The 19,646-nt window shown below is 53.9% G+C and carries 18 protein-coding genes; 14 read left to right on the top strand and 4 right to left on the bottom strand.

Features of this window, described 5'->3' with window-relative positions; all coding sequences use genetic code 11:
- Position 1 precedes the first annotated feature (1 nt).
- On the top strand, positions 2-757 hold the full coding sequence (locus tag BBD41_RS07010; protein WP_007133185.1) for a tRNA threonylcarbamoyladenosine dehydratase: 756 nt from the start codon (positions 2-4) through the stop codon (positions 755-757).
- A 233-nt stretch (positions 758-990) separates the two neighbouring features.
- Entirely contained in the window at positions 991-3,162 is a 2,172-nt protein-coding gene (locus tag BBD41_RS07000; RefSeq protein ID WP_099477107.1) for a HelD family protein, read from the top strand.
- A 373-nt stretch (positions 3,163-3,535) separates the two neighbouring features.
- Here BBD41_RS07000 and BBD41_RS30465 read toward each other — a convergent pair whose 3' ends face one another.
- Together BBD41_RS30465 and BBD41_RS06995 are read right to left on the bottom strand one after the other, a co-directional pair.
- Complete coding sequence (locus tag BBD41_RS30465; RefSeq protein WP_257790698.1) at positions 3,536-3,661, bottom strand: hypothetical protein; 126 nt, start codon at positions 3,659-3,661, stop codon at positions 3,536-3,538.
- Between the two features lie 26 nt (positions 3,662-3,687).
- Positions 3,688-3,963: a hypothetical protein gene (locus BBD41_RS06995; RefSeq protein ID WP_099477106.1), complete on the bottom strand. Its 276-nt coding sequence runs from the start codon at positions 3,961-3,963 to the stop codon at positions 3,688-3,690.
- 93 nt (positions 3,964-4,056) lie between these two features.
- On the opposite strand from BBD41_RS06995, the gene BBD41_RS29755 reads away from it, so the two are divergent.
- The 5 genes from BBD41_RS29755 (at position 4,057) to nrdG (ending at position 9,452) form a co-directional block, all read left to right on the top strand.
- Positions 4,057-4,215, top strand: coding sequence for a hypothetical protein (locus BBD41_RS29755; protein WP_157929275.1), 159 nt, complete (start codon positions 4,057-4,059; stop codon positions 4,213-4,215).
- 241 nt (positions 4,216-4,456) lie between these two features.
- Complete coding sequence (locus tag BBD41_RS06990) at positions 4,457-5,764, top strand: replication-associated recombination protein A (RefSeq protein ID WP_099477105.1); 1,308 nt, start codon at positions 4,457-4,459, stop codon at positions 5,762-5,764.
- A gap of 83 nt (positions 5,765-5,847) precedes the next feature.
- Entirely contained in the window at positions 5,848-6,384 is a 537-nt protein-coding gene (locus BBD41_RS06985) for a PCYCGC motif-containing (lipo)protein (protein ID WP_099477104.1), read from the top strand.
- Positions 6,385-6,729: 345 nt separating this feature from the next.
- The gene (locus tag BBD41_RS06980) at positions 6,730-8,955 is read left to right on the top strand and encodes an anaerobic ribonucleoside triphosphate reductase (protein ID WP_099477103.1); all 2,226 of its coding nucleotides are present in this window, start codon (positions 6,730-6,732) and stop codon (positions 8,953-8,955) included.
- On the top strand, positions 8,952-9,452 hold the full coding sequence (gene nrdG, locus BBD41_RS06975) for an anaerobic ribonucleoside-triphosphate reductase activating protein (RefSeq protein ID WP_099477102.1): 501 nt from the start codon (positions 8,952-8,954) through the stop codon (positions 9,450-9,452). Before BBD41_RS06980 ends, nrdG begins: the two co-directional genes overlap by 4 nt.
- A 785-nt stretch (positions 9,453-10,237) precedes the next feature.
- On the opposite strand, the gene mnmA is transcribed toward nrdG, so the two are convergent.
- On the bottom strand, positions 10,238-11,347 hold the full coding sequence (mnmA, locus tag BBD41_RS06970; RefSeq protein WP_189636140.1) for a tRNA 2-thiouridine(34) synthase MnmA: 1,110 nt from the start codon (positions 11,345-11,347) through the stop codon (positions 10,238-10,240).
- A 302-nt stretch (positions 11,348-11,649) separates the two neighbouring features.
- On the opposite strand from mnmA, the gene cymR reads away from it, so the two are divergent.
- A complete protein-coding gene (gene cymR / locus BBD41_RS06965; RefSeq protein WP_077569177.1) occupies positions 11,650-12,069 on the top strand; it encodes a cysteine metabolism transcriptional regulator CymR in 420 nt (139 codons plus the stop codon).
- A gap of 15 nt (positions 12,070-12,084) precedes the next feature.
- Here the strand turns inward: cymR and BBD41_RS06960 are convergent, their stop codons facing one another.
- A complete protein-coding gene (locus BBD41_RS06960) occupies positions 12,085-12,336 on the bottom strand; it encodes a hypothetical protein (protein ID WP_099477101.1) in 252 nt (83 codons plus the stop codon).
- A 221-nt stretch (positions 12,337-12,557) separates the two neighbouring features.
- On the opposite strand from BBD41_RS06960, the gene BBD41_RS06955 reads away from it, so the two are divergent.
- The 6 genes from BBD41_RS06955 (at position 12,558) to alaS (ending at position 19,632) form a co-directional block, all read left to right on the top strand.
- Positions 12,558-12,869: a hypothetical protein gene (locus BBD41_RS06955; RefSeq protein ID WP_099477100.1), complete on the top strand. Its 312-nt coding sequence runs from the start codon at positions 12,558-12,560 to the stop codon at positions 12,867-12,869.
- A 435-nt stretch (positions 12,870-13,304) separates the two neighbouring features.
- Complete coding sequence (locus BBD41_RS06950; protein ID WP_099477099.1) at positions 13,305-14,450, top strand: cysteine desulfurase family protein; 1,146 nt, start codon at positions 13,305-13,307, stop codon at positions 14,448-14,450.
- A gap of 143 nt (positions 14,451-14,593) precedes the next feature.
- Positions 14,594-15,115 carry a PRC-barrel domain-containing protein gene (locus BBD41_RS06945; RefSeq protein WP_077569173.1) on the top strand — a complete coding sequence of 174 codons (522 nt, stop codon included), beginning with the start codon at positions 14,594-14,596 and terminating at the stop codon, positions 15,113-15,115.
- An 11-nt stretch (positions 15,116-15,126) separates the two neighbouring features.
- Complete coding sequence (locus tag BBD41_RS06940; protein WP_007129253.1) at positions 15,127-15,336, top strand: hypothetical protein; 210 nt, start codon at positions 15,127-15,129, stop codon at positions 15,334-15,336.
- A gap of 170 nt (positions 15,337-15,506) precedes the next feature.
- The gene (locus tag BBD41_RS06935; protein ID WP_077569172.1) at positions 15,507-16,574 is read left to right on the top strand and encodes an AI-2E family transporter; all 1,068 of its coding nucleotides are present in this window, start codon (positions 15,507-15,509) and stop codon (positions 16,572-16,574) included.
- A gap of 430 nt (positions 16,575-17,004) precedes the next feature.
- Entirely contained in the window at positions 17,005-19,632 is a 2,628-nt protein-coding gene (gene alaS, locus BBD41_RS06930; protein WP_099480502.1) for an alanine--tRNA ligase, read from the top strand.
- Positions 19,633-19,646 lie beyond the last annotated feature (14 nt).

Raw genomic sequence — 19,646 nt, 5'->3', positions numbered from 1 at the left:
TATGCTGCATCAATTTTCCCGGACGGAACTAGCCATTGGCCCTGAGGGCCTCGAGATCATGAAGAACAGCACGGTCGCGGTGCTCGGGATCGGAGGCGTCGGCTCCATTGCGGTAGAGGCCCTGGCCCGGACCGGCGTCGGCCGCATCATTCTGATCGATAAGGATGTCGTCGATATTACGAACATCAATCGTCAGATCCACGCCCTGACGACGACCATCGGTCAGAAGAAGGCGGATCTGATGGTCGAGCGCGTGAAGCTCATTAATCCGGAATGCGAAGCGATCGCGCTGAACATGTTCTACACGGAGGAGACCTATGAAGAGCTGTTCAAGTATGAGCTCGATTATGTGATCGACGCCTCCGACACGATCATTTACAAGGTGCATCTGATCAAGGAATGTCTGAAACGCGGTATTCCGATCATCTCGAGCATGGGGGCTGCCAACAAAATGGATCCGACCAAGTTCCAGGTGGCCGACATCTCCAAAACCTCGATGGATCCGATTGCGCGCGTTGTCCGTACCAAGCTGCGCAAGGACGGCATCAAGAAAGGCGTCAAGGTCGTCTTCTCGCTCGAAGAGCCGATGAAGCCCCGCAAAGACGTAACGGAGAAGATCGTTCCCGAGAATGCGCCGGAAATCCGTAAGGCCAAGCAGCCGCCGGCAAGCAATGCTTTCGTGCCGCCGGTAGCCGGACTCATCATGGTCAGCGTGACCGTAAGAGAGCTGCTGGAAAAGGGCGGCGTCACCGTATAACCGTAAAAATAGATCAGGCAAAAGCAGCATTCCATGGCCGGGATGCTGCTTTTTTTTGGCAAGCGCCATCTCGTCGACCGGATCACGCAGCACGTAACAGGGTGTAATGTAAGCGGTATGATCTGGTATAACGGCAGGAGGTATGTTACAATAGAACTCCTTTTTGTGTCACGGCTCGCTAAAGCCAGGCTTTTCGATGCGAAAAAATTAGATTTCTTAGGAGGTAACTGAAAGTGTCACAATCTTTTCAAAGTGCCTATCAAGAAGAGGAGTCAAGGCTTCGCGAGGTGATCGTCGAGATCGACCGGCAGCTTGAACGGCTGCGCAGCATCCCGGTGTATACCGGACATGATTTTACGGAGCAGGTGCTCGAGGCCGGGAGGGAAGAGAAGCGGCAGGCGCTGGCCAAGAGTCTGCCCGAGCCATACTTCGGGAGGCTGGATTTTCAGGAGAACGGAACCGGAGAGAAGAAACCGCTGTATATCGGGAAGGTAGGCTTCGATAAGGAAGAGGCTGGGGATCATCCGATGGTGATCGATTGGCGCGCACCTGTCGCAAGCCTGTTTTATTCGTTTACGGGCGGCACGGAGCCTGCATCCTTCGAGGCGCCGGAGGGTTTGATTGAAGGGCTGGTATATCTCAAGCGCAATGTCGTCATCCGGAAACAGATTTTGGAGCGGGTATCGGATACGTATAATCGCGAGAGCGGCGGTCCGGCCGTGAACGACGAGTTTCTGGTCTACCGCCTTGGAGAGAACAAGGACAACCGCCTGCGGGATATCGTCTCGACGATTCAGGCCGAGCAGGACAAGATTATTCGGGCGGCGAAAAACACGGCGCTGATCATCCAAGGGGTTGCAGGGAGCGGAAAAACCACGGTAGCGCTTCACCGGCTTGCTTATTTGCTGTATCAGTACAAGGAGCAGGTCCATGCCGAAAAGATGATTATTTTTGCACCGAACCTGATGTTTCTGGACTACATATCCGACGTGCTGCCGGAGCTGGGGGTTGGCGATATCCAGCAGCGAACCTTCGGCGACTGGGCAGCGGAGCTGCTTGGAATCGAGCTGTTCTCGGGTGATCATGCGCAGACGCTTCATCGGTGGTTCGAAATTGAGCCGGGGCGCGGGACGCCGGATATTAACGATGAGGTCAGCGGCCGCTACAAGGGCTCATTGCGCCTTATGGGGCTGATCCGCCGCTTTGTCGAGCGGATGGAGGAGAATGCGCTTCCGGATGAGGATTTCATCCCTTGGGACGGGGCCGTCCTGAAACGGGAGGCGATCGCCGAGTGGTTCGAGCAGGAGTATAAGCCCTATCCGCTTGCCAAGCGGAAGGAACGGCTGCTTGCCCGGCTGCATCGCTGGATCGAAATGGAGCTGAAGAAATCGCCATCCGGGGCGGTGATGAAGGAACGGAAGAAGAAAGCGGCCCAGCGGGAAAAAGCGTACGCAAACCGATGGCCGAAATTCGAGCCGCTCGCCCTGTATAAACAGCTGTTCGGGGCATCGAAGGCAGCTGGGGCATGGGTCGAGGAGCTGGCCGGAGAAATTCCGGCCGATGTGCTCAAGGCAACGCGGAAGGATCTGAAGCAGAATATCGTTCGGGAAGAGGATCTGCCGGCGCTGTTGTATTTCCACTGCCTGCTTCATGATATAACGGGCGAACAGCGGTTCGACCATATCGTCATCGACGAGGCGCAGGATTTCTCCCCGTTTCAGGTGGCCGTACTGGATCTGTTCGTCAGGGGACATTCCTTCACGATCCTCGGCGATCTGTCCCAGGGCATTCATGCCTATCGCGGCGTCCATGCCTGGGAGGAAATGAGCTCTTTATTCAAGGAAGAGGAGACCGCTTATTTTGCCCTGACGCGCAGCTACCGGTCGACGATGGAGATTATTGAATTTGCGAACGGTATTTTGGAAAAGGGTGTCGGCAGCGAGCTGCTTGCGGTTCCGGTATTCCGGAGCGGGGATGCGGTGCGCCTGATCCCATACGGTTCCGGCAGCTCAAGGACGAAGGACCTAAAGCGGGCGATGGAGTCTCTGATCGCGAAGGATTATCGTACGGTCGCGATTCTGACGCGGACGCTGCGCGAGGCGGAAGAGCTTCACGTAGAGCTGCGTGCGGCATGGCCGGAGCTGAACCTGATCGACGGCAGCGAAGGTACGTATCAGGGCGGATACTCGGTGCTGCCGGTCTATTTGTCCAAAGGCCTTGAATTCGATGCAGTCATCGTTGCGGATGCAGATGCGGGACATTACGCGGAAAAAGCTTGGGATGCCAAGCTGATGTACGTCGGCTGTACCCGGGCATTGCATGAGCTGTGGCTGCTGCACGGGGAAGCGCGTCCTTCTTACGTGACGGCGGAAGCCTCGGATATTACGGCCATCGGCTGGCCGTGAACGCCGGGTTACTTAGGCGTGAACCCGTGATACAAGGATACATGGCCGGGAGTAGACCGATTGGTTAGGGAATGACAACGAGTGGAGATATGAATGCGAAGAGCAGGGAAAGCCCCTGAAGTTAGCGGTTGCTGTATGTACCGTTTCTTCAGGGGCTTTTTTCGCGGCGGGGAATTCGTCCATTGTCTATTCAATACAGGGCAATCCATGGTATAAACGCAATACGTGCTATAAACGCAATCCGGTATAAACGCAATCCGGTATAAACGCAATCCGGTATAAACGCAATACGTGCTATAAACGCAATACATGGTGTAAACGCAATACGTGCAATACATACAATACACGTAATTAAACGCAAGGAATAAGTAATCTAACCCAGCATCCGGTACGATTCCCCCAGATGGTCGATATACCGAAGCAGCGTCCATACGATCAGCGAAGCCGCTGCCAGCAGCACCCCCGAGAGGATCGCAGCTCGCATTCTATTTCTTTTCATAACAACCTCCGTCGATCATGATCAGATTACCGGTAGAACTCGCCCTCGTCCCGGCGGATTTCCTGTTTGTGTTCCCATACCCGAAATGCAGAGCGGGTTAAAACGGCAAGGGAGCACAAAAGCTGGAGCGTAAGCAAGATATCCATCATCCTAACGGCCAGGATGTGCTCGGTCAGAGCCTCAGGCTCATAGATTTCGAAGAGCACTTGATTGTGCTGGGCAAGAATGCACATGATGAGCAGGCTCGTTCCGATTCCGACGGCCGCATGAACCATTTTCCGTCTGGCGTTCTGAATCTTCATGCCTGCTTCCCCTCTCCACTTAATAATGGCATCTATATACTTATTTAACGCTCACAGTTAGAAGAAAGTTTAGGATAATTTAAAGACGTTAGGATGGATATTACAATCGCAGGCTCCGACGTTGTCTCCGATGAGAATCGTGAAGAGCGAACCGCCGGCCAAATCTCTTGGGAAAATGAGGAGAATAACCGCTGCCGGCCATCTCTCGGGAGTGCGGAGAATGAAGCGCCACCGACGATCTACCGGGATTAGGGAACGAACCGCCGCCGACCATCTCTCGGGAGTGAGGAGCGTGAAGCGCCACCGATGGTCTATCGGGATTAGGGGGACGACCGCCGGCATAGATCTCCCGGGAGTGAGAGGAGCGAACCGCGGCCGTTCAACGCTCGGGCAGTACGGGCAAGCCCGCTGCGGATATGATATGATAGAGGGTGATGGATTTTAAGGGCCAGGGTTGGCCGACGATTGATCTACAGACAAGGAAGTGTAGCACATGGACTTATTCAGTTACGGACGGGAAGCCGACCGGGATTCCAGGCTGCTGGCCGACCGGATGCGGCCGGTTTCGCTGGATGAATATATAGGACAAGAGCATATTATCGGACCGGGGAAGCTGCTCCGCCGAGCCATCGAAGCGGATCAGGTGTCCTCTATTTTGCTGTACGGTCCTCCCGGATGCGGCAAAACGACGCTCGCGCATATTATTTCACAGCAGACCCAAGGCCATTTTGTCCGGCTTAATGCGGTAGAGGCTTCGGTTAAAGATGTGCGGGAAGTCATTGACCAGGCTCAGAGCAACCGCAGCCTGTACGGAACGAAAACGATTTTGTTTCTGGACGAGGTCCACCGATTCAATAGTTCGAGGCAGGATGCGCTGCTGCCGGCGGTTGAGAACGGGACCATCATCTTCATCGGAGCGACAACGGAAAACCCTTTTCATTACGTGAACGGGGCCTTGATGAGCCGGTCCACGTTGTTTCAATTGCAGTCTTTGACCAAGGAGCATTCGCTGATTGCGATGCGGCGCGCGCTGACCGATTCCGACAAGGGACTTGGCTATATGGATTTGAAAGCAGATGACGAGGCGCTGGAGCATATCGCAACGATGGCTAACGGCGACATCCGCCGTGCCTTGAACGCCCTCGAACTAGCCGCTATGACTACGCCCCCGGATGAAAGCGGCGCCGTTCATATTACGCTTGATGTGGCCGAGGAGTCGATCCGCAAGCCGCTCGTGAAGGCGGATGAATCCACGCAGTACGACGTTCTGTCCGCTTTCCATAAGAGCATTCGTGGCTCGAGCGATGCGGCGGTGTTCTGGTTCCTGTACGCGGTCGAAAAGCTGGGGATGGACCCGATGGTGTTCATCCGGCGGCTCATTGCCGCAAGCAGCGAGGATATCGGCCTTGCCAATCCGCAGGCGATGGTCCAGGCGGTCAGCGCCTTGGAGGCTTACCGGAACAACGGCTGGCCGGAAGCGAAGCTGAACGTTGTCCAGGCGATATTGTTCGCGGTAGAGAGTCCGAAGTCCAATGCGGTCGTGGAGGCGATATCTCGCGCCATGGCGGCCATGGACGAGGTGAAATCGGCGGAGGTTCCGCTGCATTTGCGGGACGCGCATTACCAGGGAGCCATCAAGCTCGGACATGTCGGATACAAATACCCGCATGATTACCCGGGGCATTACGTGAAGCAGGAGTATTTGCCGAAGGAGCTGTCCAATCGGGTGTTCTACCAGGCGACGGAGCAAGGGAATGAGGCGAAGATCGCCCACAACCAGCGGCTTAGACGCGAACAATAGGCTTTTTCGGTAAGAAGGGACTCGGGTGTGTGAGATGCGAACAGCTTTTCCGGTGCAGCCTATTGAGTTAGAGGAGGATGAAGATGAGAATAGGGAAACGGAGCTTTGTCATATTACTGTTATCGATCGGTGTCGTTCTGGGCGGTTGTTCAGCCAAGAGCGGCGAGGAGCAGGCACCTGGCGGACAGGCTGCGGAATCCGCGCATGCCCATGGACACCAGACGCAAGTGGCCAACGGAGACCTTCAGGAACTGACGGCTTCTGCCGATGTGCTGCCTGAATTTCTAAAGGGCCAGACAAGCGAAATTCAGACCGTGTATGCATTGTCCGCTCAGGTAAGCGACGTGCTGAAACATATTCCCTGCTACTGCGGCTGCGGGGAAAGTGCCGGACATCAAAGCAATCTGAACTGCTTTATTCATGAAATACGCGAAGACGGGAGCGTCGTATGGGATGATCACGGCACCCGATGCGGTGTATGCCTTGATATAGCGGTCGAATCGGCAAAAATGAGCAGTGAAGGCATGAGCTTAACGGATATTCGCCAGACGATTGACGATAAATATGGTACCGGCTATGCAAAACCGACTCCTACGCCGATGCCGCCGGCGGAGAGCTGATGGCGGACCTGCCGCACAACGTGCAAAATGCGCGATGTGTCCCTCCGGGTAAGGAGATGCCAAACTAGATTGACTTCGATACCCCCTAAGCGCTTATTCACGATCCTACAGGATTCGGAAGGGCGCTTTTTTTTGCATGATCGCGGGTCCCGTTCAGCCCAAAAATCTCCCTTGAAGGCGTCATCGAACGGTCCTGCCGAAGGAAGGACACCCTGCTTGGATACCGATCTTTTTCGTGTACCGTGATCGAAATCACAGCTTGATACTATATATAGATTATAAATTATGTTTGTGTACTATATATGGTGTTCGTAATGACTGGAGAACAAGGAGCTGATATAACACATGAAGGTTATCAAGCTTGATGGAAGCGGGGCGCCCTTTGAGGCTGGCAGGATCGTGAATGCGATAGACAAAGCTTTTGCAGCCGTTGAGGGCAAAGCGCGGAAGGAGGCCTCCGTTCGGATCGCAGGATTCGCGACCGAAGCGTTGCGGGGAAAGGAACGGGTTACGGTCGAAGAAATTCAGGATCTGGTCATTCGGCATTTGCGGCAGGAGGGATATCGGGAAGTGGCTGCTGCTTACCAGCAGTACCGGGAGTCCCGGGATTTGGAGCGGATAAGGCGGGGCGAGCTGTATAAAATCAGCAGCGATGTGCTCTTGTCGGCCGATCCCGATCTGCTAAGGGAGAATGCGAATTTAAACGGCGAGTCGTTCAGCGGAAAAATGAGCCGAATTGGCTCGGAGTACAGCAAGTGGATGGCAAGACGCTTTGTGCTTCCTCCCGAGCTCGCGAATGCCGTCCGGGAAGGCTCCATTTACGTCCATGACCTGGATCAGTACACGCTCGGTACGACTAACTGCATCTTCATCCCCTTTGACCGTCTGCTTGCCAAAGGCTTTAATACCGGCAACGGTTCGGTACGGCCGCCGAAAAGCATCATGACGGCGATGGCCCTCGTGGCGATCATTTTCCAATCCCAGCAGAACAGCCAGTACGGCGGCGTCTCCGCGAACAAAATCGACTGGGACCTCGCACCTTACGTTGGTCAAACGTTCCGGCGGCACTTCCGCAAGGGTGCTGTTTATCTCGGAGATGCCGAATCTTCCGCAGGGACAACTGATTGGGAGGATGATGAATTGTATATCGACAACCCCCGATTGAAGGAGATAGCCCCACGTATTTACCGGTATGCCTATGAGGAAACGCTGAATGAAGTGAAGCAGGCCGCCGAATCGTTAATCCACAACCTGAACACGATGAGCAGCCGGGCCGGGGGGCAAATCCCGTTCACATCGCTGAATTACGGCATGTGCACTTCAACGGAAGGCCGCATGGTTTCCCATGCGCTCCTGGATGCCACGATGAACGGACTCGGGCGGGGGGAGACGCCGATTTTTCCGCAGCATATTTTCCAGTGCAAGCGGGGAGTGAATCAGGCGGAGGGCGAGCCCAACTACGACCTGTTCCTGAAGGCGGTCGAATGCTCCAGCCGCAGGCTTTACCCGAATTTCGTCAATGTGGACGCTTCATTCAACCTGCCGTATTACAAGCCGGACGACCCGGATACCATCATTGCCACGATGGGATGCCGAACCCGGACGATCGCCGACCGCTTCGGGCGAAACCGATTGAGCGGCAAAGGCAACTTGTCCTTCAACACCGTCAATTTGGTCAAGCTGGGGATCGAGCATGGCATCGTCCTGCAGCAGCGGGTGAAGCCGGATCTCGAAGGCTTTTTGTCCAGGCTCGATGATTTTATAAACATCGCTGTAGCCGGACTGGTTCACCGCTTCGGGATCCAAGCCGAACAGCCGGCGAAGGCGTCTGATTTCATGATGAGGGAGGGTGTATGGGAAGGCGGAGAGAAGCTCGCGCCGGTGGATAGCGTAAGGGAACTCATCAAGCACGGCACATTGGCGGTGGGCTTCATCGGGCTGGCCGAATGCCTGAAGGCGCTGACCGGATGCCATCACGGCGAGAACGAGGCGGCCTTTCAGCTCGGCCTCGAGATTGTGCGCCATATGCGGCGGCGATGCGATGAAGCCAGCGAAACCCATAACCTGAACATCACCTTGTTTGCCACACCGGCAGAGGGCTTGTCCGGGAAATTTACGAAGCTGGACCGTAAGCAGTACGGCGTTATTGAGGGGGTTACCGACCGGGAGTATTATACAAATTCTTTTCACATTCCCGTCTATTACAGCTTGCCCGCTTACCGAAAAATCCGCCTCGAGGCTCCGTTTCACGAGCTGTGCAACGCCGGAGCGATCTCGTACGTGGAGCTGGACGGCAGCGCACGGCTGAACACGAAGGCCTTCCTCGACATCGTTCGCTTTGCCTTGGATGCGGATATCGGCTATTTTTCCGTGAACCATCCGATCGACCGTTGTCTAAGCTGCGGGCATGAGGGGGTGATCGGCAGCTCTTGCCCGGAGTGCGGGATATCCGAAACGGATGGGCGCTTCCAGCGGCTGCGGAGGGTGACGGGGTATTTGACCGGCAGCTATACCGAGCGTTTCAATTCCGCGAAGCAGGCGGAAGTCAGAGACCGGGTGAAGCACCTGTGAACCTGATCGGCTACGTTCCGGAGAGCATTAGCGAAGGAGAGGGGCTCCGTGCAGTGATCTTCATCAGCGGCTGCTGGCACGCCTGTCCCGGCTGCTTCAACCCGGCGTCTTGGGATTTTGAGGCAGGCGCTCCTTTTACGGAGGACGTGTCCGCACGGATCCTTCGGGATATCGGCTCCAATCCTCTGATCGATGGATTGACTCTATGCGGAGGCGACCCGTTTTTTTCGCCGGAGGAGTGCACAGCCTTTGTCGCGAGCTTTCGTTCACTCTGTCCGGACAAAACCGTATGGGCTTATACAGGCTTTACATTCGAGGCACTTATGCGGCACCCGGAGCGGCGTGAGCTGGCGCTGCTGTGCGACGTCATTGTCGACGGCCGGTTCGTGCTTGAGCTGAAGGATGTGTCGCTCCCCTATCGCGGGAGCTCTAATCAGCGGCTCATCGATGTGGCGGAGACCATGCGCAGAGGGGCAATCACGGAGTATGCGTTATGAGTATGTTCATCCAAGTGTACTTTACAAGTCCCGTTGTGTAACATCACTTCGCATGCGGATCATGTCTCGAGCATGAGTGTCTTCGCAGGTCCCATTGTGTAGCATCACACTGCATGCGGATCATGTCTCGAGCATGAGTGTCATCGCAAGTCCGGTTGTGTGACATGACTCCGCGTACGCTTCATGTCTCGAGTATGAGTGTCTTCGCAAGTTCCGTTGTGTAACATCACTTCGGATGCGGATCATGCCTCGATGGGTATGAGTGTCTTCACAAGTCCGGTTGTGTGACAACATCACTCCGCATGCGGATCATGTCTCCAATCTCTGTTGTCCTCTAATTTCCTGGAATAATTTTCGAAGTCGTAAAAATTAGCGGACAAAGGAGAGCGCTGGCGCTTTTCCGGCATGATTCCGCCTGCTCCGTTGAGGCCTTAACTTGCAGACCATAGAACTTGCAGACCACAGAACTTGCAGACCACAGAACTTGCAGACCACAGAACTTGCAGACCATAGGACTTGCTGTGCTGACCATAGAAATTTGCGACCCTAAAAACTTGGTTACTAACCCAGAGCCCGACGTTGTACGTATAATGGCCCTCCATCCATAGAAACATGGCTGCCGACATGGAATAGCGGGTTGGGCATTTGAGACTCACTCCGGCAGAAAAAATGCACCTCCGTCGTCACCTCACCACTTTCCGGTGAGGTATGACAGAGGTGCATTTTTATTGAAGCTTTGATCCGATCTAGCCCGGCAATCAAGGGCTTCCTATTGTGCCGGCGGATTAATACGGGATTTTGTCCGCGGATTCGATCGTTCCGCCGCCAAGGCACTCTTCGCCTTGATAGAATACGACGGCTTGTCCCGGCGTAATGGCTTTTTGCGGTTTCGCAAACGCCACATGCACCGTGCCGTCTTCTCGCGGCGTAAGGGTCACTTCCTGATCCGGCTGGCGATAACGGAATTTGGCGGTGCAGGTAAAGGCGGCTTTGGGCATAGCGTCCTCGCCTGCAATCCAGTTGACTCCCGAGGCGATCAAGCCTGTTGAATACAAGCTTGGATGATCTCCTTGCACAACGTAAAGAATATTGTTGTTCAGATCTTTGTCAGCTACGAACCAAGGTTCGCCCGAGCCGGATCCGCCAATGCCGAGACCTTGGCGCTGACCGAGCGTATAGTACATGAGACCGTCATGACGGCCTTTTACCTCTCCGGTGACGATATCCACCATGTCGCCGGATTGGGCCGGCAAGTACTGGCTCAGGAATTCCTTGAAATTCCGTTCACCGATAAAGCAGACGCCGGTGCTGTCTTTTTTCTTCGCGGTGTACAGACCGGCCTCTTCCGCGAGGCGGCGTACTTCCGGTTTCGGCAAATGCCCGATCGGGAACATCGCTTTGGACAGCTGCTCCTGGCTGAGCGCGTTCAGGAAATAGGTTTGGTCTTTGTTGCCATCGACGCCCCGGAGAAGATGGAATTGCCCGTTCTCCTCGGTGACGCGTGCATAATGGCCGGTTGCGACATAATCGGCTCCGAGATCGAGCGCTTTGTTCAGAAACTCGCCGAATTTGATTTCACGGTTGCACATGACATCGGGGTTCGGCGTTCTTCCGGCTTTATATTCATCAAGAAAATAGGAGAATACTTTATCGAAGTACTCCTTCTCGAAATTGACGGTGTAGTAGGGAATGTCCAGCTGTTCGCATACCCGGCGCACGTCTTCCGCATCCGCTTCGGCGGTGCAGTAGCCGAGTTCGTCGGTATCGTCCCAGTTTTTCATAAAGATGCCGATTACTTCATAGCCCTGCTGCTTGAGCAGCAGCGCCGTTACGGAGGAATCGACTCCCCCTGACATGCCGACAACGATCCGAGTGTTCTTATTATCTGTAGACATCGTTATCACCATTTTCATCTTAAATTGTGCCCATGACGTATTTTAACATACTTTCGCCAAGGTTCCCATGCTTGGTTATGTCCACTCAGGGTGAACAAATTTTTACGATTTGACCCGGATTATTACCCATTGCCATTCAGGATATGGTACCATAAGCTGAGGGTAATGATCGGAATACGGAGAAAACTCAGAATTAGCAGGAATTGAGCATGCGTTTACCGTATTTATCGTGTTATCCGATTCCCCTAACAGCATGTTCAAGTATGGACATCATATACAAATTTTCGAAAGAGGTGTCACCTTTGAAGATATCAACAAAAGGAAGGTACGGATTGACGATTATGATGGAACTGGCCGCCAAATTCGGCGAAGGCCCGACCTCGCTGAAAAGCATCGCGGAGAAGAATCAGCTCTCGGAGCATTATCTGGAGCAGTTGATCGCGCCGCTTCGGAACGCAGGTCTGGTCAAGAGCATTCGCGGCGCATACGGCGGTTACATTTTATCCCGTGATCCGGCTTCGATTACCGCTGGCGACGTCATCCGTGTCCTGGAAGGGCCGATCTCCCCGGTGGATTTTACGGAAGAAGACGATCCGGCAAAGCGGGATTTGTGGCTGCGTATCCGCGACAGCATCGCCGAGGTACTGGATTCCACGACGCTTGATAACCTCATCAATTTCCAGGAACAGTCCGCTGCGGACAACTATATGTTCTACATTTAATTCGAAGGCAGAGCATTATTGCTGAGCCGCATCATCAAGGGGTATTGCGTTACTCTGTGGTATCCCTTGATCCATAACATGAACCCACGTTTTTTTACAGATTGACTCCGCTTCAATTTGGAAGTTTAAACTCCATTGCTTTTTAGCTAGCTGATCGCTCCACACGCCTTCCGGCTGAGGTAAGTCTATCCGACCCGTGAAGCTCCATCCGACATGTTCAACTTTTCCTAGCTCTTCGTTCCATATCGAATCCGTCTCTTCGGACATGCCATGGTTTCTTTCTTTGGATGACAAGAGAGCACTACTAATGGAGATGACCGAGAGCCCTCTAACGTAAGCTTTATAGTTTCTTTATTGAATAGAAAGACCTTTAACTAGCTGTTATTGAACGGAAAGATCTTAACTAGTTAATGAAGGGGAAAAAATTTGGGGGGGCGCTAATGATGGCGGACAAGTAGTTATAACATTGACTAGAAAGGGGAGAAATAATGACTAGAGACTGGCAAGAGGATAAGAATAATTGCCATTCGTTTGATGAGGACAGCAATTCTGCCGCGCTAAAATATTGGCTCGAGAGAGCAGCACTCGAGAAACAACGGGCGGATACGCTCGATGCTGCCGTCAAAGAAGCTATCGAAATTTGCGAAAGGATGACGGATTCCGATGACCCCTTGGAGATCCTTGAGCAAGCGTTGATTAAACTGCAATTAGTCGTGTCTCTTCCATTGAATAAGGGAAGCTTAAATAATACGAGCAGCTGGAGCTTTGGAGAAACGAGCTTTAAGAAAGAAAGTCTATAGAAAATAGGCTCCTTGGCCGTTATACTTGATCCGTTGTTGATTTCCGTTTTTGCGTGCAGGGAAGCGGCTTATCATGACAATGATTTTTGTTGCTTTTGTTTCAGAAATTTTTCATGATAAGTTGCGGAGCGAAGACTCATCGTATATGCTATTATCGGGTTGTGATAAAAAGAACTTCCACGAGCCAAAGGCCTGAACGGGTCCTCCTGCGCTTATATAGATCCATGAAAGAAGCCGATGAGTTTATCATTAAACATTCAATCTCTTTGAGGACTTACAATTTTGCTGCGAAGCTCCCCTGCTTTCGCTATAGCATAAAAATCACATTCCCGGCATTCGGGCGCGGGTCACGATGAAGTGACGAATCGCCTAACCGCCTAATCGCCTTTCGCCGGACTGTGAATACTCGACTAATATCAAGGTGTGTGAATAAACATGAAAACCGTGTATTTGGATCATGCAGCCTCGACGCCGGTACACCCGGAGGTCGCGGAAGCGATGATGGACATCATGACGAATTGGCACGGCAATGCTTCGAGCGTCCATGCGTATGGACGGGAAGCGAAGAAGATTGTGAACGGGGCGCGGGATCAAATCGCGTCCCTTTTGGGGTGCCAATCGGATGAGCTGGTATTTACCTCCGGCGGCACCGAGAGCGATAATCTGGCTATCTTCGGCATCGTCGAGGCGGCTGGAGTAAGCGGCAAGCATGTCATTACTTCCGCGGTGGAGCATCATGCGGTGCTTCATGCCTGCCAAGAGCTGGAGAAGAAAGGCTGCGAGGTTACTTATATTCCGGTCGACCGTACCGGTCGCGTATCGGTGGAGGACATCGCCGGTGCCATCAAGGAGAATACCGTGCTCGTCACGATTATGTACGGAAATAATGAAGTGGGCACCATCCAGCCGATAGCCGAGATCGGCGAGCTGTGCGCAAGCCGGGGCGTCGTCTTTCATACGGACGCCGTTCAGGCGCTGGGTTCTGCGCGGATCTCCTGCCGAGACCTCCCCGTGGATCTGTGGAGCTTCTCCGCTCACAAAATCAACGGCCCGCAGGGCGTCGGCGCTTTGGTGGTCAAACGGGGGTTGAGCTTGTCGCCGCGCCTATTCGGCGGGCTGCAGGAGAAGAAGCGCCGTGCCGGAACGGAGAATATGGCGGGAATTGCCGGATTTGCGGCGGCAGCGGAGCTGGCCGTTAACGGGATTGACAAGCGGCTTGCGCATTATCGGCTGCTGCGGCAAACGCTGCTCGAGGAGCTTCGCCGGTTGATCGGCGAGGAGGCCTTTTCGATCAACGGAAGCCAGGAATATTATCTCCCGCATGTGCTGAATCTCAGCTTTCCCGGCGTCAGCACCGAGACGATGCTGATGAATCTGGACATGGAAGGCATAGCGGCTGCAAGCGGCTCGGCCTGCACTTCGGGCTCGCTGGAGATCTCGCATGTGCTTCAGGCCATGAAGCTTCCGGATCCGATTTTGCGTTCTGCGATTCGATTTAGTTTCGGTTTGGGTAATACTACTCAAGAAATGGAGTTCACGGCCCAAAAAATTGAAACCATCCTTAAACGGCTGCGTAAATAGATGTTGAGGGATTTCTCTTTTTCGCTAATAAAGGGGGTATGCGTTCATCCATTTCATCCTTAGAAGCCGAGGGTCTGGCTGCATGCCATGCTGGATTGCCGGTTTCAAACCAAGCGGAGGATGAGGAGGTATCCATCTTAGCTATGAAGCTTCAGGAAATGATCGGACTGGCTGTATTCGACGTGGAAAACGGTAAAGAAATCGGAAAAATCCACGATTTTATACTAGATGATAACTGGCTGATTACCGGATTGGAACTTGAAGGCAGGGCTTTGTTCTCCACACATGTGAAAAGCGTTGCATGGGAAGATATCGTAGCCTATGGAGAAGATGCCGTCATGATCCGGAGTCAAGAGGCTGTACGGAAGGTAGGGACGGCCGAAATCGGCTTAACTTACCTTACAGGCAAGCGTAAATTGAAAGAAATGCAGGTCCTGACGGAGGACGGAGTTCTGCTCGGCCGTGTTTCGGATGTTTATTTTGAGCAGGAACAGGGCAATACAATATTAGGATTGGAAATATCCGACGGTTTTGTATCGGATTTGATCGAAGGCCGCAAATGGCTGCCTTGCACAGCGGAAATGGCTGTCGGTGAACATGCCGTAATGGTCCCCCCGATGAGCGAACAGCGTCTGGAAAAAGCCATTAATTCTGTGAACGGATAGGGTGAAGTAGGATGAAATGTCCAAACTGCAGTTCCAAAGATATTGGAAAAATCGGCTCCCACCAGTTTTACTGCTGGGGATGCTTTATTGAATTAACGGTGAACGGGGAGAAGATGTCCGTTTACCAGGTTGAGGAGGACGGCACGCTCAGCTCGCTGGATGATTTATTCTTTGGCGATGAAATGCAGCCGGAATTCCCGCATCTGCACGCCTCTTCCTAAAGAGCGCGTACATAATTATCATAGAATAGGACTTTCCCGCCGGATCCATGGAGATCCTCCGCGAGGGAGGTCCTTTTTCTATAATCGGGGCGAAAACGGAAGGTTAGATTAAATCCGGAAGCTTGGACATATACTACAGGGTAAGCTTTTGCGGTAAAGGAGAGTGCTCTGTGGAACAGCTGACCGAGAGCAAGTGGTTTCGCTTTTTAATATGGCTGCTGCTTGGACTGATTACCCTTTATTTTGTATGGCTTCTTAGGCCTTTGTTTCTCGATGTCTATCGTTTTGTCAAAGCGGTGCTTGCTCCGTTTCTGATAGCCATGATCATATCCTATGTCCTGAATCCGATTGTATGCATGCTGTCCGACCGCAAGGTCCCGCGAAGCGCAGCGGTCCTTCTCATCTATGCGGTGTTCTTGACCGCACTTGCCGTCATCCTCATCAATTTGATCCCGATGCTGATCCGCCAGCTGGAGGAATTAAACGAGCATCTGCCCGAATTGACGATGAACGCTCAGTCCCTGATGACCAGCCTGGACAGCCGGCTGCTGCCGCCGGGCGTACGGACCGGGGTGAACAGCTGGTTTCTGACCATCGAATCGAGGCTGGCCGGAGGCATCTCGGACTTTATGGACAATATCGGCAACGCGATTAACATTTTGTTCAATGTGATGATCGTGCCGTTCCTCATTTTTTACATATTAAAAGATTTCGAGGTGTTCCAGCGGACGGCCGTATCCTATCTGCCCCGAAGCCACCGCAAGTCGATCGTTATCCTGCTTAAGGACATTGACAGTGCCCTTGGCAACTATGTCCGGGGGCAGTTTCTCGTATGCCTCATTATCGGCATTCTTGCTTACATCGGGTATATGATCGTAGGCATGCCTTACGCGCTGCTGCTTGCCAGCATCGTGGCCGTGTTCAACATCATTCCGTATTTGGGGCCTTTTCTGGGCGCTGCTCCGGCGCTTGTTATGGCTTCGACCCTCTCGTGGAAAATGGTGCTGATGGTCGCGCTCGTCAATATGGTGTGCCAGACGCTCGAAAGCAATGTGATCTCACCGCAGGTGGTCGGCAAAAAGCTGCATATGCATCCGCTTCTTATCATATTTGCCCTGCTTGTCGGAGGCCAGATCGCGGGCACTGTCGGCCTGATCCTCGCCGTACCTGTCTTTGCGGTGCTCAAGGTCCTCTTGCAGCATGTGTTCGCTTATTATGTAAGGCGGAAATCGGGCTGACAGCCGGGCAGGCGTTGACGAACGGGGGGACGGATTGACAATATGCCGTTTTCGTGGATATACTTGAAATATTAAACGAATACGTGTCCAAATCGATGAGAAAATCCCAGTAGGCTGTGTGCACCTTGCCCAGAGAACAGGTTCCTTTCGGCGGATCGATGCGATCCGAGACGAATGGCTGCGAGAACCTGGAAGCGTCCAAGCTGAAATGCTAATTTTTGAGTGTGAACAAAATTCACCGGGTGGCTGCCGTTATCCAGCTGCAACGAGGCGATCGTCGCATGCGCTTTCCGGTCAACGACCGGATGGATTGATGCACGATAACCAGGGTGGTACCGCGAGAACATCGTCCCTGAACTATTTCAGGGGCGTTTTTTGTGTTCGGGTTATATTGGCCCGGGCGTTATATTATGACTGGAGGATGCTAATGATGAAAGCAAGTGAAATTCGATCCAAATGGCTGGCGTTTTTCGCCGAGAAAGGCCATCATATTGAGCCAAGCGCTTCGCTTGTCCCGCACAACGACCCGTCGCTGCTGTGGATTAATGCAGGCATGGCGCCGCTGAAGCCGTACTTTGACGGCCGGGTGATCCCGGACAATCCGAGAATCGCCAACTCGCAGAAGTGCATTCGCACCAACGACATCGAGAATGTCGGCAAGACGCGCCGTCACCACACGTTCTTCGAAATGCTCGGCAACTTCTCCATCGGGGACTATTTCAAGGAAGAGGTCATTACCTGGGCATGGGAGTTTCTGACCGATAAGAAGTGGATCGGATTCGATCCGGAGCGCCTGTCCGTCACGGTATATCCGGAGGACGAGGAAGCCTTCAAGCTGTGGAACGAGAAGATCGGCCTGCCCGAGAGCCGGATTATCAAGCTGCAGGACAACTTCTGGGATATCGGGGAGGGGCCGTGCGGACCATGTACCGAGATCTTCTACGACCGCGGGGAGGAATATGGCCACGGGACGCCGGAGGAAGAGCTGTTCCCGGGCGGCGAGAACGAGCGCTGGCTCGAGGTATGGAACCTCGTGTTCTCGCAGTTCAACCATAACAAGGACGGCAGCTATACGCCGCTTCCGAACAAGAACATCGATACGGGTGCAGGGCTTGAGCGCTTTGCCTCCATTCTGCAAGATGTCGATTCCAACTTCGATACCGACCTGTTCCAGCCGATCATTCAAAAGACTGCTGAGCTTGCCGGTGTGAAATACAAGGAGAAGGCGGAATACGACGTGGCGCTCAAGGTCATTGCGGACCATATCCGTACCGTCGCCTTTGCCGTTGCCGATGGCGTGCTGCCTTCCAATGAAGGACGAGGCTATGTCATCCGCCGTCTGCTCCGCCGTGCGGTTCGATACGGGAAGGTGCTCGGTCTCGACAAGCCGTTCATGTTCACATTGACCGGCACGGTCGGCGACATTATGGGTGCCTACTATCCGGAGGTTGTGGAGAAGCAGGCGTTCATTGAGAAGGTCATCGCGACGGAAGAAGAGCAGTTCCACAAGACGCTCTCCGACGGGCTGGCGATTCTGGCAGAGATGAGCGCGGAAGCGAAGAAGCAAGGCCAGTCGGTCATTAGCGGGGCCGATGCGTTCAAGCTGTACGATACCTACGGCTTCCCGTTCGATTTGACGGAGGATTATGCCGCCGAGCACGGGCTGAGCGTCGATCGCGAGGGCTTCGACGAGGCGATGAAGGAACAGCGCGAGCGTGCGCGCAAAGCCCGCCACGAAACGGAAAGCATGAAGGTTCAAGGCGGGGTTCTATCCGATTATACGGTTAAAAGTGAATTTGTTGGATATAATGACACCGTTCGCGATGCGAAGGTGCTGGCCATCATTGCGGAGGATCAATTCGCCGATGGAATCGGCGAAGGACAGTCCGCCCAGGTCATTCTGGATGCAACGCCGTTCTACGCCGAAAGCGGCGGCCAGGTCAGCGACCAAGGCGTGCTTGAAGGCGATACGGTACGCGCTAGAGTAGAAGGCTTGTTCAAGGCCCCTCACGGACAGCATGTGCATCTTGTTACCGTGGAGGCAGGTGAGCTTAAGGTAGGTGACATCGTAGCCGCCAAGGTGGATGCCAGCCTTCGAAATGACATCGTGAAGAACCATACGGCAACCCACTTGCTGCATAAAGCGCTGAAAGAAGTGCTTGGGGAGCATGTCAACCAGGCGGGCTCTCTCGTCGAGCCGCAGCGGCTGCGCTTTGACTTCTCGCATTTCGGCAGCATCACCCCGGAGGAGCTGGCCGAAATCGAGCGCCGCGTCAATGAGCAAGTGTGGAAGAGCATCCCGGTCGTCATCGACCTCAAGCCGATTGACGAAGCGAAGGCTATGGGAGCGATGGCGCTGTTCGGGGAAAAATACGGGGATATCGTCCGCGTCGTCCAAGTCGGCGACTACAGCATCGAGCTGTGCGGCGGATGCCATGTGGACAATACGTCCCGAATCGGCATCTTCAAGCTGCTCGGAGAGAGCGGCATCGGCTCCGGCGTGCGGCGGATCGAAGCGGTGACCGGGCGTCACGCCTATGAGTATCTGGAAGGTCAGCTGGATCTCCTCAAGCAGGCTTCCAGCCTCTTGAAGAGCAACATCGCTGACGTGCCGAAGCGGATCGAGGGGCTGAACCAACAGCTGAAGGAGCTGGCCCGCGAGAATGAATCGCTGCAAGGCAAGCTGGGAGCGATCGAGGCCAGTCAGCTGACGGATAAAGTGAAGCAAGTCGGCGAGGTCCAGCTGCTGGCGGCTGAGGTCCAGGCAGGCGGTATGGACGGGCTTCGCAGCATTGCGGATGAGCTGAAGGGCAAGCTGCCGAATGCGATCATCGTGCTCGGATCCAAAGCAGGCGAGAAAGTGAACTTCGTCGTAGCCGTGCCGCAGGATCTGGTGAAGCAGGGCTATCATGCAGGCAAGCTGGTGAAGGAAGTGGCTTCGGTCTGCGGAGGAGGCGGAGGCGGCCGTCCGGATATGGCCCAGGCCGGCGGCAAGGATGCATCCAAGATGGCCCAGGCTCTCCAGCGGGCTGAGGAGCTCGTCGCCCAAGGCGTTTAATGCGTTGTCCTTCA

This window comes from Paenibacillus ihbetae, assembly GCF_002741055.1.
Taxonomy (GTDB): Bacteria; Bacillota; Bacilli; order Paenibacillales; family Paenibacillaceae; genus Paenibacillus_AQ; species Paenibacillus_AQ ihbetae.
This window is presented reverse-complemented; position numbering and strand designations above follow the sequence as displayed.